Source organism: Sphingomonas sp. 320_CC (assembly GCF_059691795.1).
The window spans coordinates 53,837-77,768 of record NZ_JCAWAE010000005.1 but is presented as its reverse complement, the minus strand read 5'-3'; the positions used below and the strand labels follow the sequence as shown (position 1 = coordinate 77,768).

At 58.9% G+C, this 23,932-nt stretch carries 19 protein-coding genes; 12 read left to right on the top strand and 7 right to left on the bottom strand.

Going from position 1 to position 23,932, the window contains the following annotated elements:
* Positions 1 to 46 precede the first annotated feature (46 nt).
* Both AC59GX_RS18575 and AC59GX_RS18570 read right to left on the bottom strand, forming a co-directional pair.
* Entirely contained in the window at positions 47 to 1,531 is a 1,485-nt protein-coding gene (locus AC59GX_RS18575; protein WP_497302199.1) for an O-antigen ligase family protein, read from the bottom strand.
* A 1-nt stretch (position 1,532) separates the two neighbouring features.
* Complete coding sequence (locus tag AC59GX_RS18570) at positions 1,533 to 2,726, bottom strand: tetratricopeptide repeat protein (protein WP_497302198.1); 1,194 nt, start codon at positions 2,724 to 2,726, stop codon at positions 1,533 to 1,535.
* A gap of 227 nt (positions 2,727 to 2,953) precedes the next feature.
* Between AC59GX_RS18570 and rfbC the strand changes: the two genes are divergently transcribed.
* From rfbC to AC59GX_RS18545, 5 genes are read left to right on the top strand one after another with little or no spacing between them, the layout of a single operon-like run.
* Entirely contained in the window at positions 2,954 to 3,529 is a 576-nt protein-coding gene (rfbC, locus tag AC59GX_RS18565) for a dTDP-4-dehydrorhamnose 3,5-epimerase (protein WP_497302197.1), read from the top strand.
* A gap of 11 nt (positions 3,530 to 3,540) precedes the next feature.
* Positions 3,541 to 4,596: a dTDP-glucose 4,6-dehydratase gene (rfbB, locus tag AC59GX_RS18560; protein WP_497302196.1), complete on the top strand. Its 1,056-nt coding sequence runs from the start codon at positions 3,541 to 3,543 to the stop codon at positions 4,594 to 4,596.
* Positions 4,593 to 5,504, top strand: a complete 912-nt coding sequence (rfbD, locus tag AC59GX_RS18555; protein WP_497302195.1) for a dTDP-4-dehydrorhamnose reductase — start codon at positions 4,593 to 4,595, stop codon at positions 5,502 to 5,504. The genes rfbB and rfbD overlap by 4 nt, the downstream gene beginning before the upstream one ends.
* On the top strand, positions 5,501 to 6,376 hold the full coding sequence (gene rfbA / locus AC59GX_RS18550; protein WP_497302194.1) for a glucose-1-phosphate thymidylyltransferase RfbA: 876 nt from the start codon (positions 5,501 to 5,503) through the stop codon (positions 6,374 to 6,376). The genes rfbD and rfbA overlap by 4 nt, the downstream gene beginning before the upstream one ends.
* A 55-nt stretch (positions 6,377 to 6,431) precedes the next feature.
* Complete coding sequence (locus AC59GX_RS18545; protein WP_497302193.1) at positions 6,432 to 7,520, top strand: acyltransferase family protein; 1,089 nt, start codon at positions 6,432 to 6,434, stop codon at positions 7,518 to 7,520.
* A 6-nt stretch (positions 7,521 to 7,526) separates the two neighbouring features.
* Here the strand turns inward: AC59GX_RS18545 and AC59GX_RS18540 are convergent, their stop codons facing one another.
* Entirely contained in the window at positions 7,527 to 8,924 is a 1,398-nt protein-coding gene (locus AC59GX_RS18540; protein ID WP_497302192.1) for a sugar transferase, read from the bottom strand.
* Positions 8,925 to 9,482: 558 nt separating this feature from the next.
* Positions 9,483 to 10,553: a mannose-1-phosphate guanylyltransferase/mannose-6-phosphate isomerase gene (locus AC59GX_RS18535; RefSeq protein WP_497302191.1), complete on the bottom strand. Its 1,071-nt coding sequence runs from the start codon at positions 10,551 to 10,553 to the stop codon at positions 9,483 to 9,485.
* 326 nt (positions 10,554 to 10,879) lie between these two features.
* Here AC59GX_RS18535 and AC59GX_RS18530 point away from each other — a divergent pair, with 326 nt between their 5' ends.
* The 4 genes from AC59GX_RS18530 (at position 10,880) to AC59GX_RS18515 (ending at position 14,347) form a co-directional block, all read left to right on the top strand.
* Positions 10,880 to 11,914, top strand: coding sequence for a site-specific integrase (locus tag AC59GX_RS18530; RefSeq protein ID WP_497302190.1), 1,035 nt, complete (start codon positions 10,880 to 10,882; stop codon positions 11,912 to 11,914).
* A 243-nt stretch (positions 11,915 to 12,157) separates the two neighbouring features.
* Entirely contained in the window at positions 12,158 to 12,715 is a 558-nt protein-coding gene (locus tag AC59GX_RS18525) for a 3'-5' exonuclease (RefSeq protein WP_497302189.1), read from the top strand.
* Between the two features lie 855 nt (positions 12,716 to 13,570).
* Positions 13,571 to 13,849: a hypothetical protein gene (locus tag AC59GX_RS18520; protein ID WP_497302188.1), complete on the top strand. Its 279-nt coding sequence runs from the start codon at positions 13,571 to 13,573 to the stop codon at positions 13,847 to 13,849.
* Between the two features lie 129 nt (positions 13,850 to 13,978).
* Positions 13,979 to 14,347: a hypothetical protein gene (locus AC59GX_RS18515; RefSeq protein ID WP_497302187.1), complete on the top strand. Its 369-nt coding sequence runs from the start codon at positions 13,979 to 13,981 to the stop codon at positions 14,345 to 14,347.
* Positions 14,348 to 14,624: 277 nt separating this feature from the next.
* Here AC59GX_RS18515 and AC59GX_RS18510 read toward each other — a convergent pair whose 3' ends face one another.
* On the bottom strand, positions 14,625 to 16,247 hold the full coding sequence (locus AC59GX_RS18510) for an alpha-L-fucosidase (RefSeq protein ID WP_497302186.1): 1,623 nt from the start codon (positions 16,245 to 16,247) through the stop codon (positions 14,625 to 14,627).
* 152 nt (positions 16,248 to 16,399) lie between these two features.
* A complete protein-coding gene (locus tag AC59GX_RS18505; RefSeq protein ID WP_497302185.1) occupies positions 16,400 to 19,291 on the bottom strand; it encodes a TonB-dependent receptor in 2,892 nt (963 codons plus the stop codon).
* A gap of 172 nt (positions 19,292 to 19,463) precedes the next feature.
* Between AC59GX_RS18505 and AC59GX_RS18500 the strand changes: the two genes are divergently transcribed.
* The 3 genes from AC59GX_RS18500 to AC59GX_RS18490 all read left to right on the top strand — a co-directional run bounded on the left by AC59GX_RS18500 (position 19,464) and on the right by AC59GX_RS18490 (position 22,030).
* On the top strand, positions 19,464 to 20,258 hold the full coding sequence (locus AC59GX_RS18500) for an IclR family transcriptional regulator (RefSeq protein ID WP_497302184.1): 795 nt from the start codon (positions 19,464 to 19,466) through the stop codon (positions 20,256 to 20,258).
* A 283-nt stretch (positions 20,259 to 20,541) separates the two neighbouring features.
* A complete protein-coding gene (locus AC59GX_RS18495) occupies positions 20,542 to 21,234 on the top strand; it encodes a GDSL-type esterase/lipase family protein (protein WP_497302183.1) in 693 nt (230 codons plus the stop codon).
* Between the two features lies 1 nt (position 21,235).
* The gene (locus AC59GX_RS18490; RefSeq protein ID WP_497302182.1) at positions 21,236 to 22,030 is read left to right on the top strand and encodes an SGNH/GDSL hydrolase family protein; all 795 of its coding nucleotides are present in this window, start codon (positions 21,236 to 21,238) and stop codon (positions 22,028 to 22,030) included.
* A 220-nt stretch (positions 22,031 to 22,250) separates the two neighbouring features.
* Here the strand turns inward: AC59GX_RS18490 and AC59GX_RS18485 are convergent, their stop codons facing one another.
* Entirely contained in the window at positions 22,251 to 23,864 is a 1,614-nt protein-coding gene (locus AC59GX_RS18485) for a DUF5597 domain-containing protein (RefSeq protein WP_497302181.1), read from the bottom strand.
* Between the last annotated feature and the right edge of the window lie 68 nt (positions 23,865 to 23,932).

Here is a 23,932-nt window from a genome sequence, read left to right as displayed (position 1 = left end):
TCCTACAGGCCCAGATAGAGAGAGGCAATCTTCGTGGATACCTATGTTATGGCGTAGGTGTAATGGAAGGGGCAAAACCGACGCGCCGGGCGCTTAACCATCCGCAACCAATGGCAAACCATGCCTCAAGAAGCGGGGTCCGCAGTGGATAGTCGACCAAACTCCCCGCCATGAGAATGCCCGTTATCATGGCGCCCAGCAAAGCCAGGCGACGCGCGTTTCGGTTTTGGCCGTCCCGAAAAGCGCCAACAACGCTCACAATCCACCACGCGCTGAACACGGCTAGCAATATTGCCCCAGCCGCTCCCGCGGTCAGTAGCACTTCAAGCAGCTCGTTGTGCGCGTGGTTGAAATAGCTCCCAATCAGGATCGAATCAGGTTCGTACTGGCGAAAAATGGGATCAAAGCTGCCGAACCCGGTTCCGGCAGGGAAGGTTTCTTTGATGATCCGGATTACAAATGGGGCGAATCGAAACCGGAGGTCGTCATCGATCGATGGCGCCCCTCCCGTAAGGCGTTGGATCGACATGGCGCGGCCGAACCGCCATGTTACAAAAACAATCGCAGCCAACCCCACCGGGATGCCGATCTGCATCAGCCGAGCCTGTAAACGCGGAATCGCGACACCGCGCTGCTTACCGCGCGGGGCAAATAGCACGAAGGTAGCAATCAAGCTTGCTATACCCAGCAGAATGCCAGCTCTTGAGCCGGTCGCAAGGAGCACCGGAACGGTAACAATGCCTAGCGCCACGGCAAGCCAAAAGCGGCGTTGCGTCCATCGCGGGTCGGAGCTTGGCAATAACGTCCACACGCGCAGTGCCGGAAACAACGCCGCAAGTAATGCCCCTTGATGGTTGCGATTGGCCAATAGGCCGACTGTCGTGCCCTCATATGTGCGTTTATAGGTGTAAAGCGCGGAGTTTGCGCCACCGGCGACCTGAGCAACCCCTAACGCCATGCTGGCCACACCTAGGATCACAAAACCGATGACCAGCCACCGCCGCTCCGTTTCGGTAAGTTTGGCAAAGCCAATCAGTACGGAAATAGGAACCACTAGCGCCACGAGACTATTTATCGTCAAATCGGGCGTTAGTGATAGAGGTCGCCAAGGTTGCGTCTGACCCATAAAGGTCGCCGCTTCCAGGTAAGCGGCTCGGCCAGGCAAAGCCGTCCATAGAGAGGGCGGCAGCGGTATCAGCTGGGCGACCATAATAGCTGCAAGCACGGCTAACAATGCCAACGGCGTACGGATACCGTTCCAGTGCAATGTTCTCCCCGAAACTGCGAAAACTACTAATGCAGCCACAGCCGCAAGCCGTACATAAATAAGAGACAGGGTGTCTGCGAAGGCCGATCCGCCTCCTAAAGCAACTAGTATAAGAAGTATGGCAAGGAACGCGAAGTCCGTATGGCTTCGCCATTGGCGAAGAGCTGCAAATGAGCCGCGTTGTTGATTATGGCTACTACGCTGCGACGAAGGGCTGCGATGCGATGTTCTACCTGATTGGTGCGAACGGTTGGGCTTGTTCATGTCAGCGTTCCCCCCGCGGGATCATGGGGCTCGGACGAACAACTATATCGTCGATCCAAGGTGAGGAAGTTTGTTCGTCCAGCGTACTCGTAGCACGCAGTACAATGCGCTGCGCATTACAATCTGTTGGTATCGTCAGGCGCGCACGCCACATACGTCCCGTGTCAGGCGATTGCGGGAAGGCTACTTGCAGGAGTTCACGAGCGTCCTTGGCGCAACGTACGATCAATCGCGGGAAGGCTAGCGGATCGCCTTCGACACCTCCAACTTTGGCAGAAATCTCATAGGTGCCGGGCGGCATCATCGTTAATTGAACGGCAAGATCACCGCCTCGACCATTCGTTGCAGACAGGAACAAAGCATTGCCGCCACCACGAACAGGACTCGTCTGGCGCACCCCGGCTAAGTTCTCTTCATCAACCAGATTCCAGTCAAAAGGATCGGCACTACCGGGGTGCTCAAAATCGCCGTTACGTATTAGGCTGTTATTGAGTGATGCTAGACCATGTGCATGAGCATAAAGCGCTGCGGCCTTCTCATAGGAAAACAGCTCGACGAGACGTTTTTCTATGGCTTGCAACATTCCAGGATCCGAAGACGGTGCGGAATCTAGGTGGAGCGCACGTGAAAATGCATAGAGCGCTTGAGGCGATGTCCCGTTAGCCGCATAGCGCTCCAAGAAGGGGCGCCACCATTGAGGTCGGCGGGCTAGAGTGATGGCGAGGGATTGCGAGACATCATCATCATTGGCAGCGTTCACCAAGATTGGCATGAGTAGTGCATAAGAACTATTATTGGTTTTAAGTGCTCGATCATAGTGCAATAGCGCTGTCTTCACGTCGCCCCGCGTGACGCTACTTTCAATTAGCCACAACTGAGTTGGAAGGTCGCGGCGCGACATCGTCTCTGCGTACTGTATCATGTGGGTGGCGCGCGGTAGATTGCCCTCTTGCGCAGCGACGATGCCCAGAAGTCGCGCAGCGCCGGGATTCACTGGCTGACGGTTGAGCGAACGACCTGCTAAACGCGCAACTTTTTTATCGATGCTGGAGATTTTGCCAGTTTGCAGCATGAGGTCTGCAGCGCGAACGTTAGCGTCGGCACTAGCAGGGTTCCAAAACAAGGCTATTTTGGGTGCCGCTCGTGCAAATATCCTGTCCATAGTTGTGGCAAGTACCAGCCACCCCAGCAGCATACCGCCTGCGATAATGAGGGCAGGGCGGACAAACACACGGACTGGTGACAAACTCATCCCTTTGGACGCTAACCCGGACACAGTCAGGGACGATGACGAGGAGCGATCGACGGTATTCGTCGAACCAGATCAATCCGGCACCATAAAGAACCGCAGCGAATGGTGCAATCGGCAAGCTTTATCCGCGTGCAATTGCTGCGTCGCGGTCGGTGCTGTACGGAACTCCGATGAATCCGATACAGCTCATTATACCACGCCGTTTTGGCGATGCCCGCGGTTGGTTCACCGAAGTGTACTCGGTACCGGCGTTCGAAAAACTGGGCATCTCCTGCACATTCGTGCAAGACAACCACTCGTTGTCCGTACCCGCCTTCACCCTTCGGGGGCTACATTTCCAATCACCGCCCCGGGGCCAGGACAAGCTGGTGCGATGCGTCCGCGGCCGGATTTTCGACGTGGCCGTCGACATTCGCAAGGGCTCGCCAACCTATGGTCAGTGGGTCGGCGCCGAGCTATCAGCGGAGAACGGCCACCAGCTCTTCATCCCGATCGGCTTTGCGCACGGCTTCGTGACGCTCGAGGACAATTGCGAAGTCTCGTACAAATGCTCGGACACCTACGCACCCGACAGCGATGGCGGCATCCGCTGGGATGACCCTGCGATTGGTTCGGGCGGCATCGACTGGCCGATGCCCGCTGGTACCGTTCCCGAACTGTCGGGCAAAGATGCGGTGCAGCCTTTACTCGCCGACTTCGACAGCCCCTTTCCCTATGACGGCCGCCCGCTGGCGCCGCTCGCCTGAAGGACAGACCCATGCGCATCTTCGTCACCGGCGGGGCCGGTTTCATCGGCTCGGCTCTCGTCCGTCACCTGATCGAGAAGACCGACCATGAGGTCCTGAACTTCGACAAGCTGACCTATGCCGGCACGCTGTCGACGGTGGAGCGTGTCGCGAACTCGAACCGCTACCGGTTCGTCCAGGGCGACATCTGCGACGCAGAGGTCGTCAAAGCCGCGATCGCCGAGTTCAAGCCCGAGATCGTCACGCATCTGGCAGCCGAAAGCCATGTCGACCGCTCGATCGACGGGCCCGGCGCGTTCGTCCAGACCAACGTCGTCGGCACCTTCACGATGCTCAGCGAGGCACGCGCCTATTGGCTCGGCCTCGACGACGAGGCGAAGGCCGCGTTCCGCTTCCATCACATCTCGACCGACGAGGTCTACGGCTCGCTCGGCGATACCGGGCTGTTTACCGAAGAGACGCCGTACGATCCGCGGTCGCCCTACTCGGCGTCGAAAGCCGGCTCGGACCATCTCGTCTCGGCTTGGGGTCACACCTTTGGGCTGCCGGTGCTGATCACCAACTGCTCGAACAATTACGGGCCGTATCACTTTCCCGAAAAGCTGATCCCGCTGATGATCGTCAAGGCGCTCGCTGGCGCCGACCTCCCGGTCTATGGCAAGGGCGACCAGGTCCGCGACTGGTTGTTCGTCGAGGATCACGTCCGCGCGCTGCACGCGGTGTTCGAAAAGGGCGAGCCCGGCCGGACCTACAATGTCGGCGGGAACAACGAGAAGCAGAACCTCGAGGTCGTAAAGACCGTCTGCACGATCCTCGATCGCCTCCGGCCGCGCGCCGACGGTCAGTCCTACGCGAGGCAGATCACCTACGTCGCCGACCGCCCCGGCCACGACAAGCGCTATGCGATCGACGCGAGCCGGATCAAGAACGAGCTCGGCTGGGAACCGTCGGAGACCTTCGAGACGGGTATCGAGAAGACCGTTGCCTGGTATCTCGACAATCAGGGTTGGTGGGAAGCCATCGTCGCCGAGCACAAGGCCGACCAGCGCCGGGGGTTGTCTGTATGAGTGACGTGAAGCGCATCCTCGTCACCGGCGGGAATGGCCAGCTCGGTACCGAGCTAAGGCGCTTTGCCTGGCCCGAAGGCTGGGCCGTGACCGCAATCGACATCGACGACCTTGATCTGCGCGATACCGCAGCGATTACCGCGATGGTCGCGTCGCAACCTTGGGCCGCGGTCATCTCGGCTGGCGCCTATACCGCGGTCGACAAGGCCGAGAGCGATGTCGTTACTGCCTGGGCCGTCAATGCGATGGCACCTGCGGCGTTTGCAGAGGCGTGCGTTAAGGCCGAGATCCCGATCGTTCAGGTTTCGACCGACTATGTCTTCGACGGGGCCCGCGATGGCGCGTGGGAGGTGACCGATCCGGTCGCCCCGCTCGGCGTGTACGGTGCCTCAAAGCTCGGCGGTGAACTCGCGGTTCGCACGTCGGGTGCACGGTACGCGATTGTCCGCACCGCCTGGGTGGTCAGCGCGCACGGCAACAACTTCATCAAAACGATGCTCCGCGTCGGTGCGACCAATCCCACCCTGCGGGTGGTAGACGACCAGCAGGGCAGCCCGACGTCGGCCACCGACCTCGCAGCCGCGCTTGCAAAAATCACGATGCGTCTCGTCGAAGACATTACCGCACCGACAGGCACCTATCACTTCAGCAACGCCGGCGCGGTCACCTGGGCGGGCTTCGCCCGCGAGATCTTCGCACAGAGCGCCGCCCGCGGCGGTGCCAGCGCCGAGGTGCAGGGCATCACCACCGCCGAATACCCGACACCAGCAACGCGGCCGGCCAACTCGCTACTCAGCCACGATGCGATCATCTGTGACTATGGCATTCAGCCGCCAGCGTGGCAGACCGCGCTCGGCAACATCCTCGACGAATTGCTCGGGACACCCAATAAGGAGACACGCGCGTGAAGGGCATCATTCTCGCAGGCGGTTCGGGCACGCGGCTCCATCCGGCTACGCTGGCCGTCAACAAGCAGCTGCTGCCGGTCTACGACAAGCCAATGATCTATTACCCGCTGTCGGTCCTTATGCTCGCCGGCATCCGCGACATCCTGATCATCTCAAGCCCGGAATATATCGGCAATTACAAGAACCTGTTCGGTGACGGCTCGGCGCTCGGCCTGACGATCGCCTATGCCGAACAACCCAAGCCCGAGGGTCTCGCTCAGGCGTTCACGATCGGAGCGGACTTTATCGGCGACGACAACGTCGCGCTCGTGCTCGGCGATAACATTTTCTTCGGCGCGCACCTGACCGACCTGTTGGCCAGCGCCGTCGCACGCAAAAGCGGTGCGACAGTATTCTCTTACCGCGTCGAAGATCCCGAGCGCTACGGCGTGGTCGAGTTTGGCGAAGGCGGCAAGGCGATCAGTCTCGAGGAGAAGCCAGAGGCTCCTAAGTCGAACCATGCGGTCACCGGCTTGTACTTCTATGATAATCGCGTCGTTGAGCTCGCTCGCGACCTGAAGCCGTCGGCCCGCGGTGAGCTCGAAATCACCGATCTCAACCGCCTATATATGGAAGCGGGTGACCTGTACGTTGAACGGATGGGCCGTGGCTATGCCTGGCTCGACACAGGCACGCACGACAGTCTACTTGAAGCCAGTGAGTTCGTCCGCACAATCCAACACCGCCAAGGCATTCAAATCGCATGCCTGGAAGAGATCGCTTATGAGCAAGGGTTTATTTCTGCTGACGCGGCGCGCGAACGCGGCGAGTTCTTTAAAAAAACCGCTTATGGTAAAGCGATCTTAAATTGCCTAAAGCGTAGCTTCATTTGACGGTAATGATATTAAAGGACAAGTTACAATAGAACAGCCATATAATTCGGGTGCTGTGGGTTCTGCGGCGCTTGCAAGCAAGCCAGCGCGCTTTGGTAGCCATCATAACGCCTTTGGCGTCCTAAGGCTTCTACTTGCAGCACTGGTTATCGTATCGCATACGCCCGAGTTGGCTGATGGTAACTCACGACGAGAGATTTTAACAAACCTAACAGGTACCTTGTCATTTGGCGGTATTGCCGTATTTGGTTTCTTTATAATCAGCGGATACCTGATTACGGGGAGCTTCATAAAATCTACGTCACTTAAATCATTTTTAAGAAAGCGTGTAGTTAGAATCTATCCCGCGTTTATTATTTCTTCGTTATTGTGCTTATTAATTGTAGCGCCCTTGGCAGGCGCGGTGTTCGATGTAAAGTCGCCGCATCTTCTGCTAAATAGTATTGCGCGCATTGCAATACTCGGTCAGCCTCGCGTCGACGGCGCTTTTATCGGACAGTATTACAACGATCCTGTTTCTGCACTTAATGGCGCGGCATGGACGATACAGTATGAATTTGCATGCTACATTCTCGCCGCAATGCTTGGACTCGTCGGGCTGTATAAACACCCTATTTGGGTAGCAATACTTGCCCTAGTATGCATAATTGCCGCGCAGCTCGTGCCAGGTAACTATGTTGCTAGTCTGACGAGGGGGCATATCTTCGCAGGAGCGCCCGCTTTCATATTCAAGCTGCCAGGAATGTTTCTTGCTGGTGCGACCTTCTACGTTATTCGCGATCGACTACGGCTTACTGGCAGGGGCTGCATCCTAGCAACGGTTGGGCTTTGTATATCATTACCAGTCGCGCCGCTTACCGACATTGGCGTTGCCATCTTCGGTGGCTATTTGCTGCTCGCTGTGGCGCGATTTGGCGGGGATACTGCGTTTGGACGTATCAATGACCGTAATGACATATCCTACGGCTTGTATCTTTATGCGTGGCCTATTGAACAGTTACTCATAAAGTATTTAGGCTCAGAAAACCTACTTGCGCTCGGGCTGGCGACATTCGCTCTCGCTATAGTATGCGGCTGGGCAAGTTGGCTACTAATCGAACGACCTATGATGCTATACTTTGCTAAATCAAAAGATCATACATAAAGGATATTAATAAGCATTTGTATGTCGCACCACCTTAAGCGTCTGTAAAATAATACTCAGATCATGCCGTAAAGACCATACGGCTACATACTCAAGATCGGCTTGCAAACGATTGGTTAGATCTTTGAGTTGATGAGTATTACCCCGGAATCCGCGCACCTGGGCGAGGCCGGTCATCCCGGGTTTAATGACATGGCGTTCACGGTAGCGGGTATCGACATCCCAGTAGAGAACATCGGCAGCCTTCGCAGCCAGGGCATGAGGACGCGGTCCGACGATACTCATATCGCCAAACAGAACGTTAAGCAGTTGCGGCAACTCATCGATTGAGGTTCGACGAATAAAGGCGCCGACGCGGGTTACGCGAGCGTCGTTGACTTGCGTCAAGCGCACGGCTTGCGCATCGCTGTCCTGCGCGTACATGCTTCTGAACTTATAAATTCGAAAAATACGATTCCCGCGCCCGATCCGTTCTTGGCGAAAGAAGATAGGACCTTTGCTCTCATAGCGAATAGCTAGTGCGGTTACGAAGAATAGCGGCATGAACAGTACAATAGCAGCAAGCGAGAAAACAATATCAAAGACGCGTTTAATACCGCGCGCCGATAGGGTCATGGGGCCGTTGTTGATGATGAGTGTTCGACGTTCGCCAAAGCGTCGCATTCCGATAGCACCAACCGCATCCTGCACATCTGTTAGGATTTCACCATCAACCGCGAGAGTTCGCAATACGGGTGCCCATGCTTGAGCTTTCTCTGGTTCGCACGCTATGATCAGGCGATCTGCATGGCCGATTTTACGTGCAAGCATGTTGTACGCATGCGGGTCGCTGGTTGAGGGGTCAAAGCCAAGAGCCTGGACGTCCAGTACGATCTCGTTTTCTTGTCGTTGATAATCAACGCTATCATGGATGACGATGGTCGTATGCGCGGAGCCTCCCAACAAACGGCTGATCACCGGGCGTAAGATTAGGCGGGCTACGATGAGTAAAATGAACGATGCGACAAAGCCGAAGGCGAAGACGCCGCGAGAGAAGGACCCACTGGCTTTAAGCATGTATGCGATCAGCAGGACAAACCCGCCGGCGATCGTTAGTGCGCGCGCCGCGCGGCGGGCTCCCAAATTCGGATCATCTAACGTCGCCGCTCCATAGGTGCCGTTGGTGCTGGCCTGGATCGCGAACAACGGTAGGATCGCGCCGAGCATGACGACACCATGTTCGATTGGAACGGGCGCACTGAGATTAACGAGATGATTAGCGACGATGAACGAACTGGCGATCACCAGGGCGTCACTTAGCGCCAACACCATATAGCAATGCGCGCGGGTCACCGCTTTGTCCTGGGTATTGCGCGATTTACGAGACGCATCCTGCGCAACCGAAGGGGGATTGGCGCTCGTCATTTTTGGGTGGTATCGCATAAATCGTCTGTCATACTCGTTACTCGTCATCTGCGACAAAATACGTGGCCTGTGACGCATGAATGAAGCCGAAACAGCTCTATTAATTTGAAAAGCTATGGGTTTTTCCGAGAATGGAACCCATCGGTAGCCGCGGCCGTCAGCTGATCATTCTAGTCATATACTGTCCCGGCTTGAGGCTTTTGCGATCAACGAATCTAGCGCGTCATAACATACTTCGGATTGGGTGTATGTCTTTGTTGTTCATCGGTTCTAAGGCGGGACAAAGGCAATAGCCGCAGCGCGTCCGTTCGTGAGCACGGTTCAACCTACGCAACGGATGGATGGGCTAGCGATTCCATATGATTCCGTATGATAGAGCCGCAGCGAACCTCGTGATGCCGGGTATCGTATCGCGGTACGCGTTTTGATCCGCTTTACCAGATTGCTGACGTGTACCAGCACGAATGCCCTTATGAGCAAGCTGCCGACGTCCAAGAACCTTTACAGCTTGGTCCGCCGGCGCGCGCCAAATTTTGTGATGATACGTAATGAAGTCGCCTACTTATCACGCGCTTTCAGCGTCTCAATCAGCTTCTTGACTTCTTGACTGCGACCGCGTGGCATAATCAACACGTCATTGCCACTAGCGACGACGATCAGATCTTCAACCCCGACCAAAGATATGCGAATCCCGTCAGTACGGACAAAGCAAGTCTTCGTATCAATTGCAACAACGTCGCCACTTCCGTGGCTTCGGTGTGCGTTACCAGCGCGATCAGTATCACTGATGGCATGCAGCGCATCCCAGCTGCCAACATCGTTCCAGCCCATATCGACCGGTACCACTGCGACCCGGTCAGCTTTTTCCATCACTGCGTAGTCGATTGAATCGTCTGGTGAGGTGGCAAAGGCAGTTGCGTCAGGAAAGATGCGTTTGCCCTCGGTACGCGCCTTGTCCATTGCCTCACGGGTAGCGATCAGCATGCCGGAATTGAATTGCGCAATTGCCTCAAGATAGGCGCTAGCGAGGAATAAGAAAATCCCACCATTCCACGCATGATCGCCGCTTGCGAGCATGGACTGTGCCTTGTCGAGCGGAGGCTTCTCCACGAACCGCGCGACGCGGTTGATCCCCGGCTGTAGCTCGTCGCCGATCTGAATCCAGCCGTAACCGGTCTCGGGCGCGTCAGGTGCGATGCCAAAGGTGACGAGCCATCCTTGCTCAACAAGCGGCATCGCCGCTTCAATGGCAGCGTGGAAAGCAGGAACGTCGCCGATAACGTGATCAGACGGCATCACCAGCAACGCGGCATCACCGCCTCCTGCTGCAATCGCGGCGAGCGCAATGGCAGGTGCAGTATTACGGCCAATCGGTTCTAATACCAGAGCCTGCGGAGTCACGCCCGCCTCGGTCAGCTGCTGTTCGACGAGGTCGGCGTGGCGAGCATTTGCAACGACGATCGGTGCGGCAAAATGCCCACCGGACGTCCGCCGCGCCGTAAGCTGCAGCATCGTTTCGTCCGCCGTCAGAGCGAGCATCTGTTTGGGCATCTCCGGCCGCGACATTGGCCAGAGGCGTGTGCCCGATCCACCTGAAAGGATAACGGGAACGATTGTATGCGCGGTCATTGAGCCTCCTGAGGGTGGTTCGCTATAACGAAGCGATCCCTTGTGCCAACCGCTGTTTGTGCAGATTGGGCAATCCCACTCTAACGGTACCTTCGGCAGCGGCGTCGGCCGACGGAATTCGGATGTCATTCCAGGCTATGGTCGAACTTGGGACTGCGCGAGTGCAAATCCCCATGTTTGAGAGGCGTCACCGAAGCAGTTCCTAGCCACCGCGCGTCGGCAGCGGTGGCTAGTTCAGAAACACGTCACCTTCCAGGCATGTCCGATAACTGTCATTCTCGGACGAAAAGGTGGCGCGCGGAAAGCGAGCATGGCACACGCTCTATATGGTCGCTCCACACCCCCTCGAGCCAACACCTGTCGATCTGGACCTCGCGCTGGCACCAACCGCACTCGTTACGGTAGATCCTGATGAGCCGACGCTCCCCGCGATCCTCCACGAAAAGATCGAGCGGGCGGCCGCATACGCCAAAGCCGCCCGCGCCGGTGCGACGCGGCGTGCGTATGACTCCGATTGGGCGATCTTCACGGCGTGGTGCACGCAGCATGGCTTGGCGTCATTGCCGGCAACGCCCGATGTCGTCGCCGTCTTTGCCAGCGATCAGGCCAGTGCGGGACTCAACCCGTCGACGATCAATCGGCGGGTGGCAGCAATCGGTCATCATCATCGCGCTGGCGGGTATCCCGCGCCGACCGCCATGCCGACCGCCGGGCGGCTGGCCGAAGTGCTCGCCGGCATTCGCGCGGAACACGGCGGTGCCAAACGGCAAAAGCATCCCGCAGACGCGGCCGCGCTTCGTAACATGCTGGCGGCGGTCGAAGGCGAAGGGCTCAGGGCGCTACGCGATCGGGCAATCCTGGCGATCGGGATGGCGGCCGCGTTGCGGCGGTCCGAGATCGTCGCCCTGCAGGTCGAGCATATCGGGATCGTGCCCGAAGGGCTGAGGCTGACCATCGCCCATTCGAAGACCGATCAGACACGGCAAGGCATCGTTATCGCGATCCCCGAAGGTTCGCGCATTCGACCCAAGGCGCTGCTCCTTGCCTGGATGGCTGCGGCGGGCCATGCCGAGGGGCCGCTGTTCCGGCGCCTGTCGCGGCGCGATGCGATGACGCCCGCCGCGATGTCGGACCGGGCGATCGCGCGGCTCGTCCAGCATTATGCGGCCGCTGCCGGCTATGATCCGACGCACTTTGCGGGGCATTCCTTACGCGCAGGGTTCCTCACCGAGGGCGCGTCGCAAGGGGCGACGATCTTCAAGCTACAGGAGGTGAGCCGGCATAAATCGGTACAGGTGCTTGCCGACTATGTCCGTAATGCGGATCTCTTCAAGGATCATGCGGGACAGCGATTTCTGTAAGTCTCTGATTATTATGCGTGTCTTGCCTGCGCATCATAAGCGGACCTCCCCACATGTATGATGTTCGACACGTCTACACCAGTACATGTCGAGCAGTCGACCGCGTAAAATTTGGATGGTAGGCGCGCATAGGTCTGTGGAAAGCGCCTTGGCCGTTGCGGCTCAGCGTATGCCCAGCCATGGCGGCGGAGACGCCAATGCCCTATCCATTCGGACCGTCTCGCGAAGGCTGCTAACGATCTCATGCTGGTTTTTCTCGACTTCGAAGCCTCGTCGCTCGCCAAGCAAAGCTACCCGATCGAGGTGGCGTGGGTGTTTGCGGACGGGCGGTCCGAGACCCACCTCATCCGCCCAGCACCATCGTGGACCGACTGGCACGAAGACGCGGAGGCTATCCATCATATTTCTCGCAGCACGCTGCTGAGCGCAGGAGAGCCCCATGACGCAGTCGCGCAGCGCATGATCGACGTACTTTCCGGCCACGACCTTCTCGCCAGCGCGCCATCCTGGGACGGGAAGTGGCTTAGCGTCCTGCTTCGTGGTGCGGGCCTCGACCGGCGGGCGCTCCGCCTTCGCGACACCGATGATGCCATCGACGAAGATGCCCGCATGATCCTTGCCCCCAGTGTCCCGCCCGACCTGCTGGACGCAACGGTCGAGGATCTGGTCACGCTGATCGAGGCGCGCGCGCGCGGCAAGGCGCCAGCTCATAGAGCGCTGGCGGACGCCGAGGCGGAGCGTCAACGATGGCTTGCGGTTCGAGGCGCCGCGACGGACCTGGCGGAGCAATACCGTCGCTGACGGTGTCGGCGCTTCCGGCCACCCCTCATGCGGAACGACCGATATTTCGTCGTTCGCGGTCGGTTGTCGCGAATAAGCCACCCACGGGTCTGCGAAGACGAGCGCAAGGACTTGGCGCCGATCTGATGGACGCGCGGCGCGCCGTCGGCATAGCATTCGCCAGATGTGCGATGACCGTAGTGTGAGTACGCCCACATCGGGTCGTTCTGCGTTGGCCAGGCGCCTGCCGATTGCAGACAGTCGTTTATGCTGGCAGTCTTTTCAGATGACGTTGAAACGGCTTGGTCTTGCTACTTTACTCGGCGCTATTGCTCTCCCCACGGGCTTCTACCCGATGCAGGCGGCTCTGACCGAGTGGTATTTGCATACCGCTCCTCACGACGGACTGTCCGGCTTAGGGGTATTTGCAGGAAGTCTCTATTTCGCTCTAGCTTGCGGACTAGTGACTTTTGGCCCTGTTCTGGGCCTACGCCGTCAGCGTCCATAACGTGCCATCCGGCCATTCCGCTTACGACCCACTTTCAGACATTCGAACGTTCTTTATCGGCTCCCAACTCTAGGCGCTCGTTCAGGGGCTGTGCTGCGACTGTGACTTGGCCAATAGCTGCCCGCCCCCTTCCGGCGATCCGAGACGACCACGACGTCATTCGATAGCGTCATGGACCATACTGACCATTGCGTCCGCTTGTTCCCATCCTATGTTGCTCGAACCGAAGGTATCATCGTCCAAACCTGGCCTGTCTTGATGGGCCTAACTCCGCAGTCTTCGGCTCCAAGAATACCGCTTTGGCGGTAGGGAGCAGACTGCCTTGGCCTCTATCCGTGCGTTTCCCCGGCAGCGTTTGGACTGATGATATGACGTACTTCAATTTGGACGGCTTTATGGCCTCGGGTGGTCGGGGGGGATGGCAGTCTCCGCGGCCCGTGGAGATGTGCAAGTTATGGCCGTGGCTCGACGCGGAGCCGGAAATCGTCACGTTGACAGGGGTTGGCCTCCATCGCATTTTTAGTGACGCCAATTTGCGTTGGAAGGAAGAGCAGACCAAACGCCGGATCATTTATCCAGTCCTCACCAACTTTCTTGGGTTCTCCGCGCTTGACCTGTCCGAAACGATGGACCCGGGGCTGCGCTAAAATGGCATTGGTCTTCACCCGGACTACTACTATCCTCAGGGTTGCGTCATCGAAACCAAGAAGATCAGGGCTTCGCTGCTGCGGTACAGCAGCGACACTTCGAATTTCTAGAGCACGCTCGATCAGGGCATGTCCTATCTCGATGCTTCCGACGCGCGCAGTTGCATCATCACCAATGGGCATGACTGGTATGCGATCTGGCGTACGTTCGACGATGAAAGATGGCAGGCCGACGGTGCCACCTACTTTGGAGCGCGGTTCCGCCTCAACGAGTGGAAAACGGCGATCCTCAAGCTCGAGCATTTCCTTTCGATGTGCAATTCCTACTGCCTAACGGGGCAAGCCAATCGCACCGTTGTGATCACAGATTTCCGATCCTACCCAGTCGATCGAGGCCTCGATCGATTGACCAGCATGTTCTACTTCGCTGATAGCTCGGCGCTTCCGCTGAAGGGGCGAGGCTGTGGATTTCGGCCGCCAACTACTGCAAGCTGGTGACTTCGTACGGCTGCTGGCCAGACCCAGAAGGGGACGTTCAGAGCATCGGTTCAGCTTCCCAATTCTGGCCGCTTGTTCATGCCTATAGCCAGAGGGTTGGAGCGGCGCGCCACTCCCTCTGACCGCCACGCTTTCTAGAAATGGATCGTATCCAATGCCGCCGCGGCCTACTCGGTCGATTGCCGTTCATCTCTCGGAAAAGCTAAGAAGAAGGCCTGATGGCATGCGCTGGTGAGTTGACGTGTCAGCAGTCGCTGCCGATTGTCAGCGCTCCGCTTTAGGTCGTCAGTCCGACGCCGTTGATGACAAGAGCGAGCCCTATAGAATTTCGTTCGGTATTGGGGACACGAACTTCAAGCGCAGCGGCCGAACGCGTGAATGGTAACGGTGCCTCGCTACCGGGCAGCGTTACGCGTCGTACTTCGCCTCTACCAACGGGGTTGCCGCTTCCCAGCAATGTGAGGCGCACCTTGCCGTCCGCAGGCCACCCTAGAACCAGCGCGTGAACTGCGCCGTTGCGGGTCACGTAACGAACGTCTTTTGCAGTGTAAGTGGAGGTCTGGCCTCCCTCCGAGAAAGCGCCGCCACCATCAGTTATCGAGCCTTCACCGTGCAAGCGCCAAGGGCGGGTGCCATAGATAGCTTCTCCATACCGGCCCATCCAAGTCGCGATCTCCTCAACGATCTGCCGCTCCTTTTCATCGATGGTGCCATCGCCTTTGATCGGGACACTCAACATCAGGTTGCCGTTTTTCGACACTACATCACACAAGGTATGAAGGACCTTCGCTGCGGTCTTGTATCGGTTCTCGCGGTAATATTGTTCGCCGTAGAACCAGTTTCCAAGACACGTTTCCGTCTGCCATGGGAACGTGTCTATGTAGCTCTTCTGGCCACGCTCCACGACATCGACCAACCCCATCCGCCGCTGCGGGGGCGTTTCCTTTGCCGTTACCACACCTTCGAGCCGGCCACCGTTCCACTGCATGTTTCGGTTGTAGAAATATGCTGCCATGTCGAGCCCGGCTTGTTGCAACGGCAGGTCGTGGTTGTCGAAATAGAGCATGTCAGGCCGATACTTGTCGATCAGTTCCTGGCATCGCAGCACCCACTGGCGGACAAACTCGGGATCCGGGGGCACACCCTCATCCCATAATCCATCAGTCGCGGCATGCCACGCGTTGGCCTCGGCAATCGAGGTGATACCATCGGGCATCGCCATGCTCGCTCGCGTGTAGAGTTGCTGCGGATCTAGCCCCTCCCACCAAGTGCCGCGTCCAGCGGCCTTTGCGAGTCTGGCCGCATCGTAGCGCTGTCCCCGCCGCGGTCCTTCAACATCATAACCGTAAGCCACCTGATTCCAGTGCCAAGCATGCCCGGAATGATTGGATACGGCAAAACGCAGCCCACGTTCCCGTGCAAGCTTTTCCCACGTACCGACGATATCCCTGCGCGGTCCTACCAGGGTCGAATTCCAAGCGTGGTGAGAAGAGGCGTAGCAATCCAGATTGTCGTGATGATTGGCGACTGCCATGAAATATCGCGCGCCGGCTCGCTTGTAGAGGTCCAGAAGTCCGGCAGGGTCCCAATGCTCTGCCCGCCAACGGTTCTGGATTTCCATGAACCCGGTGTCTGCGGGATGTCCGTAATTCTTCAGATGGTGTTCGTACGAGGGATGACCTTGAAGGTACATGTCCCGTGCATACCAGTCGTCGCCTGCGGCCGGCACCGAAGCAGCGCCCCAGTGCGCCCAGATACCAAATTTCGCATCGCGGAACCAGTCAGGCGCGCTGTATCCTGCCGTTAGCGAGGCCCAGTTGCCAGCGAAGCTTTGCGGCGGTGTCACCTTTACAGACCGCAATGCTGGGGCAAGCGATGCGGCATGCGAAACTTTGGTCAACAACGGTGCAGCTGTTCCGGCAAGGCCTGCACCCAGGATTGTCCGTCTTGTGGGCCGCAATGTTCGTTCCTCTTTATCGGTGTCACTGGGTTCGTCTATCTCGTACGAACCCAGTTCACTGATGGGAGCATTCTACGCGCAAACGCAGCTGATCAGTAGGTCAGTCGCGCGGTAACGCTGATGCGGCGATCGTTGAGAACTGACGACTGCGGGCGGCTGGGCAGGCCGTAATAGGTACGGTTCTCGGTATCTGTCAGGTTGGTGCCGTCGACGGTCAGCGCGAAGTGCGGTGCGACCGTATATGTCACCGAAGCATCAAGTTGCCCGCGCGCAGCGTTGAAGATGGGCAAATTGCCGCTGCCGTTACCCGCCGTTGTGTCCACAAATTTGCTGCGCCAGTTGTACGCGACACGTGCTGACAGAGCACCCTTGTCGTAAAATCCAATCAGGTTGTAGCTGTACTTGGACAGCTTCTCGAGCGGTACCAGCAACTGGTTGCCCGACGTATCGCGCGCGCCAGGGCTAGGCGCCTTGCTGTCAACGAACGTGAAGTTTGCCTGCGTGCCGAAACCCGAAAGCCAACCTGGCAGGAAATCGAAGAAGGTGTTGCCACCGACCTCGAAGCCCTTGATCGTACCATTGTCGCCGTTGAGCGGACGCGTGATCTGATAGATGTAGGTGTTGGCGCCAAAGGTGTACGTCTCAGGCGCAGTGACGTTGGCGATAAAGCCGTCGACCTTTTTGTAGAAGCCTGCCGCGTAGATCGACGTGCTCTTCGACACATAAAATTCGAGCGAAGCGTCGGCTTGGTCGGCAGTAAGCGGGCGCAGGTTCGCATTGCCGGAGCTTCCGGTCCGCTGGCCGCCGGTCGCAACGAATTCATTGATCGCTATGTTCGGGTTGAGCTGCGAGAAGTCGGGACGGGTCAGCCCCTTCGATGCCGCGAGACGCAACTGGAGCCTGTCGGTGAAATGGAATGTCAGGTTCACGCTGGGCAGGAACTTGGTATAATTCGAATTCACGCTGATCGGCACGAACGCGACGGGCCCGTTGCCGAAGATGGGCTGGCCGGTAGTCGCGTCAGTGCCGGTCTGCACCTGTGCCGAGCGGCTTTCAAAACCCGAAGTACCGACTTTAGTCTTCACTACCCGCAGGCCGATATTGCCGTCGATTGGAACCGCGAAGGCTGAAACACCGAATTTGGCGACGCCGTAAGCGGTATAGGTCTTCTCGCTCTGCGTGTTGCGATCACTCGGCAGATAACCGACGCCCTGGAGTAGCGCGGCCGTCTGCGATGGGTCGACATAGGGGGCGAGCGCCGCCCGTGTCGCATCATAATCAAGCACGGTGTTGCGGCTGAAGAACACTGCGCCCGCCGGCACGCCTTGGTAGCCGCGATATAGGCTGCCCGCGAACGGTCGCACTTCGTACAGATCCGGTGCGAGCGGACGGTTGAGCCCGTAATACGCATAACCGCTGCTGTCGGTAACAGCCGAACGATCCGTGTAACGCAGACCGCCGCTGATCGACTTGAGGAAGCCATCGAACTTGTAGGTTGCGTCAAGGCGACCCGCCTTCTCGGTGCCTACCGAATGCTCGATATGGTCGAGGTAGCCGCCGCCCGAAGCGTAGTTGGACGGATCGACGGTCGACCCGTTGCCGTTGGCGGCGTTACCGTCCGGCGAGATCTGGAAGGTCGGCACTACACCCTTGCCGGTCGCCTCGTATAGCCGCTCGGCGGTCGAACTCAGGATCACGATCGATCGCGTGCCATCGGTGACGCCGCGGACATATTGCGCATCGACGTTGACCGTCAGCCGGTCGGTCGGGTTCCACTTGGCGTTCAGCGAGTAGTCGCTGGTGACTGAATGGCGCGTCTCCAGACTGGTGTTAGCGTTGGTCGGCACGTCGGCAAAGGTGCCACTGGTAAAGTTGCCGTCCTTGTCGAAGGTGAACGGCTTGGTGAAGTCCGGGGTGATCGGATTGTCGCCCGTATAAGCGAAATAACTGTAGTCGCCGTAACGAAACTTGAAGTCCGAACGGATGTACTCGCCGGTGAGCAACAGGCGGTCGGTCGGCTTCCACTGCACCGCGATGTCGGTACCGAGGCGTCGTCGGTCGCCCAGATACTCGCCAATGCCGACACCGTGCGACAGATAGGTCGGTGTACCGGTGCGCCCGAGGCCAGCAGCAGTCGCCGCGTCGAGCGGATTGACGAACGTGCCGTTCGCGTTGCGCGCCTCGTTGAGGAGGTAGAAGGGCTGGCTGGAAATCTGGTCCTGGCGGAACGCGGTCTGCTGATACGCGAGGTCAACGAGGACGCCGATCTCGCCTATGCCTGTACTCCAACGATCGGACAGCAACAGATTAGCTTGAGGCTTCGTCGTGCTGTACAAGTCGTAATAGTTCGAGCTGCCACTGATCGATGCCTTAAAGCCGTCGAAGTCGAACGGTTTGCGCGTGCGCAAGTTGATCAGGCCGCCCAGACCGCCTTCGATCTGTTCGGCCGACGGGTTCTTGTAGACGTCGACGCCGGCCAGCAGCTCGGACGGCACGTCCTCTAGGCTCAGGTTGCGACCGCCATTGGCAGTGAACACGTCGCGGCCGTTGATCTCAGTACGGACCTGGCTAAGCCCACGGATGGCGACCTGGCTTCCCTCGCCGAAGCTACGCTGGATCTGCACGCCGGTAATGCGCTGCAGTGCTTCGGCAACGTTTCGGTCGGGCAGCTTGCCAATGTCTTCCGCGACGATCGAATCCACAATCTGGTCGGCGTTGCGTTTGATCGCCTGCGCGCTCGACAGGCTGGCGCGAACGCCGGTGACGACGATGTCCCCATCGGCGGGACCACTGCCGGTCGACTGCGGATCGGCAACGCCTTGGTCGCCGCTCGGCGAGACAGTCCCGCTCTGCGCTGCTGCGTCCTGCGGATTGACCGTGGATTGCGCCGCGACGGGGCTCGCCCAGATCAGGAGAAGCGCAAGCGCCGAGGTGCCGGCGCGCAGCTGGTTGCGACTAGCGCGCGGGGTCTTAGCTGAGGTCATCGTCTCACTCTCCTGACTTGGCGGCCTCTAACGGGACCCTAGCCTCAGGCTTTAACTTCATGCGAATAAGTATGATATATAAAAGTGGGTTTCATGCGTAATTATTTCGTCGTACTTTGCTGCGGGGTGCGCTGCTGTAGAAGCGGCACGCGACAGTCCGTGAAGGAGAGGTATGGAGAGCAAATCGCGTTATCAGGCGCCCGCGCTGGTCAAGGGTCTCGAAATCCTTGAGTTGCTCGCCTCGGCCAGCGCTCCGCTAATGATGTCAGATATATCGACCGCACTCGGCCGATCGGTGAGCGAAATCTTTCGGATGCTTCAGGTGCTTGAGGAGTATCGCTACATCGCGCGCGGTGACGACGGCTACCGGCTGACGGACCGGTTGTTTGCGCTCAGCATGGGCCAACCGCCTGTCCGGGATCTCGTCTCGACCGCGCTACCATTGATGCGCGATGTCGCTCGCAAAACCGGGCAAAGTTGCCATCTAGCCGTCGTATCCGGCGCTGAAATGGTCGTTATCGCCGGGATGGAGGCGCCAGGCCTCTCCGGGTTCGCAGTGCGCGTGGGATATCGACGCCCTCTTCACAACTCGGCTTCAGGACGTGTCCTGCTCGCCTTCCAGACCATTGAGACGAGGCGGGCGATGCTGGACGACATTCGCCAGACCGGCGCCAAGATCGAAGAAGCCGGGCTTGCGGCAAAGCTCAACGAACTCGCCGCCAATGGTTGCGGCACGAGTCCTAGCCCAGTACTGAACGGCATTACCGACCTATCGGTACCTATTCTCACTACAGGGATCGCGCGTGCCGCTTTGACCATGCCGTTCGTCGATGGTCCTGCTACTCGCGTGACGCTTGACGCCTCCAAGACCGTCCTGCGCGTGGCCGCAGCCACAATAGCCGAGCAACTCACTCCCGTGGTGCACGATCGCGTCGGCGCTGATCGCCAAGAAGTTTCATCGGCATGACCTCATCCCATGATCCTGTTCCACGCAGAGGCGCCGCCAGCGTGTGCGCAATTCACCAGACAGAGATGGTGTACGCGCCTGCCGATGCCGCTCACATGAAGAGTATGCGCCTGGATCATGCGTGGACCGTTGATCGCTGGACATTGACGTGACCCGGTCTGTTCGCAACCTTCGCGACGCGTCACGGCAGACTTCCATTAACGCGGCGTTCCTCATCCTAGCGCTCCTTTCTAGCGCGGCCAGCGCACAAAACTATCAAAGCTCACCCGAGCGCAGGACAGTCGTGGAAAAGGACTGGGGACGCTGGCTCGGCCCATTCCGCGCAAAATTGGTGCCGAGCCTGATGCAGGATTTCGGCGAACGCTACATCTATCAAAAGGCCAATGCCGCCCTTCCGGCCCGCAAACCCGGCGAGCGCCGCGTCGTGTTCCTCGGTGACTCCATCACAGACCGCTGGAATCTTGCCGTCAGCTTCCCTGGCCAACCCTATATCAACCGTGGAATTGGCAGCCAGGTCACCGCGCAGATGGTTCTGCGCTTCCATGAAGACGTGATCGCGCTCGACCCACAGGCGGTGGTGATCCTCGCTGGCGTCAACGACGTGCAGGGCTTCCTGCAACAAGAAGCCCCCGAGCAGATCGAAACCAACTGGGAAGCCATGGCCGACCTAGCCGACGTGCATCACATCAAAGTCGTGTTTGGATCACTGCTCCCGGTAAACAACTATACCGAAGCCGCACGCGATGTCGTCAAGGAGCGGAAACCTGACGAACTCCGCGTCCTCAATGCCTGGCTCCGCGCGTTCTGTGCAAAGCGCGGCTATGCCTATGCCGACTACTATGATGTACTGGTCGACGACAACGGCCTGCTTGGCCACGCCTACACCACCGACGGCGTACACCCCCTCGACATCGGCTATGCCCGCATGACTCCGATCGCCGCCCGCGCGATCGCCTCTGCGCTTGCAAGGAACTGATATGCCCCACCAAAGTCTCGCAGCTCTACTTGCAGCCCTCCTACTCTCAGCGCCTGCCTCCGCGCAGACTATAGTCCCCGGCGACCCCTACGCCGACGACGCCGTAGGCATTGTCGCCGACCCGTGTCCTACTCATCCCAAGCCCACCGACAGCTACCAGATGTATAATCTGCACATGCTGACGCGCGATTATGGTCAGATCTGCCGCTACGCCGCGCAGAACGCCGCGCTGAAGACACCTGCGCGCGTCGTCTTTCTGGGCGATTCGATCACTGACAACTGGATCGGCGCGGATGCGTCGCTGTTCGCAAACGGCCTTCTCGACCGTGGAATCAGCGGTCAGACCACGCCGCAGATGTTGATCCGCTTCCGCAACGACGTAGTCCTGCTTCACCCCAAGGCGGTACACATCATGGCTGGCACCAACGACATCGCGGGTAATACGGGCGCCGCGACGATGGCGACCGTTGAGGGCAACATCGCCAGTATGGCCGAGCTCGCTCACGCAAACGGTATCAAGGTAATTTTGGCTTCGACCCCGCCCGCCAGCGCCTTCCCGTGGAACCCGTCGAAGCGTCCCTCGCCGCAGATCGTCGAACTTAACGCCTGGATACGGGGCTACGCGAAGACGCACGGCTACACGTATGTCGACTATTACACAGCGTTGACCACGCCCGAAGGTGGCATGAAACCCGGTCTGTCGAGCGACGGCGTTCACCCGACTCCCGCCGGCTACGCTATCATGAAACCCCTCGCGCTTGCTGCGATCGCCAAGACACTGGGGACCCGCAAATGACGTATGACCGCCGCGGCGTCCTCGCTGGCACCACCGCCTCGAGCTTTGCCACCGGCCGCGCGCGGTGAGATCGAGCGGTGCACATCGAAGGCCGCAAATTGGTATGATTTAACGCCACTTGGCGGAGGGCGGGGTTCAATTGACGATATATCGGTCTGCCGAGACACCATCCCGGCTGGCCCGGCGCTTGCCGGGGAAGTCAGGGGAAACAAGGCGACGCCTACTTATACACTCCCATCGTCACCTTGAGCAGCAGCGGTCGGTTGATAATGTTGAGGCCATAATCTGTTTGGTCCCCATTCCACACCGCTGTCGTTGTCCAGCGGCCGCCGGTCAGCGTCCCCTCCTCGACACGCACCATCATTCCCTTGGCCGGCCCACTCGACGTCATGCCGAAGTTCAGTCGTACATAATCGCCTGCGACCAGAAATTCGTTGGGTGACAGTTGCGCCACCACCGCGCCGCCGACCGGCTGGTCCGCCCAGCCCGGCTTATCCGACTTGATCCAGGTCCATTCCTTCTGGCCAAACTGCCACTGGCCGAAGCTCGCCGTAATCGACCAGTCGCCCATCACCGTCGACTGCGCCGCGCCGTCGTCGCCCTTGGCGACGCCCCAGGTCGGACACGCGAGCGCTACTTTCGCCCATTCGCGCGCTATTGGTGCGAACAGTGCGTATTTGCGGCCGATTGCCGCTACCGTCTCGTCGTCCAGCGTCTTTGCGCCGAGCGGATAGTTTGAGTACCCGGTGTCATCCATGCCGAACGGCGCATAGCCGATCGCGCCGCGCCCCAGCGCCAGCCAGAAGAACCGGGCGAAGTCGGTCGCATTGCCGATCTCGGGCACCAGCAAGGCGTTGTCCGGCCGCGTATAGGCTCCGAGATATGCAACGACGTTGCTCGCCTTGCGGTCGTAAATGTCGGGCGCTGCAGCATCGATCGACGGCGCTGCCGCCTTCCAGATGTCAAGCACGTCCTGCTGCGGCCCGCCGCTCGCGACGCCGTTGGGATCGGGCACGTTTGAGGGTCCAGCAAGCGATGCATTTACATACATCGGTAGGGGCTTGATCGCCTTGCCCGCCGTGGCGATCGCGTCGACGAAGCGCGCGACGTGCCATGTGTTGAACGCCCGGTCGGCCTGCGCGCCGAATACCGCGCTCCACGTACCGGGCTTTTTGCCAAGCGCCCTTGTCAAGGACGCTGGCACTGCCTGATTGAACAGCGCATTCGCCTTCGCGCCATAATCGCGCGGGTTACTGTAACTGCCTGTCTCGTTCTCGGGCTGGACCATAATCACAGTGTTCTGTGGATCATGCGCCTTGAGGTACGTCATCAGCGCAACGAACGCCTTTTTATCCGCCTCCATTGTTGCGGGGAACATCGCTGAGAGCACGCCATGATCCTTGCCATCGCGCGTCTTCATCCGGGGGAAGCGCACATTGTCGAGCTTTACCCAGTCGGGCGTATACGCGAACGACGTGTTCTTCCACGTGCCGAACCAGAGCAGGACGATGCGCTTGTCGTGCGTACGCGCCTGGTCGAGCAGCGTTTGCACGAATGTGAAGTCGAACTTGCCTTCGATCGGTTCGATCTGCTGCCACGCGACCGGCATCTCCAGCGTGTTAGCGTGCATCCGGTCGAGCATTGGCCACACCGCGGGCAACTGCGATACATAATTGCTCGAATTGTTCGCTTGTGCGCCGAGCATCAAGAACGGCACGCCGTCGACGATCAACGCGTGGCGCCCGTCGCGCGTCTCGATCTTTGGGATCGGCGTCGCTTGGGCGAACGCCGTGCCGGAAGCGAGCAGGGCCAAGGTTGCAAGTGCGATACGCATGATGTTCCTCTCCGGACGGATACCCTCTGGTCCCTATGTTATTTGTATGATCAAGCATGCCTTGCGCT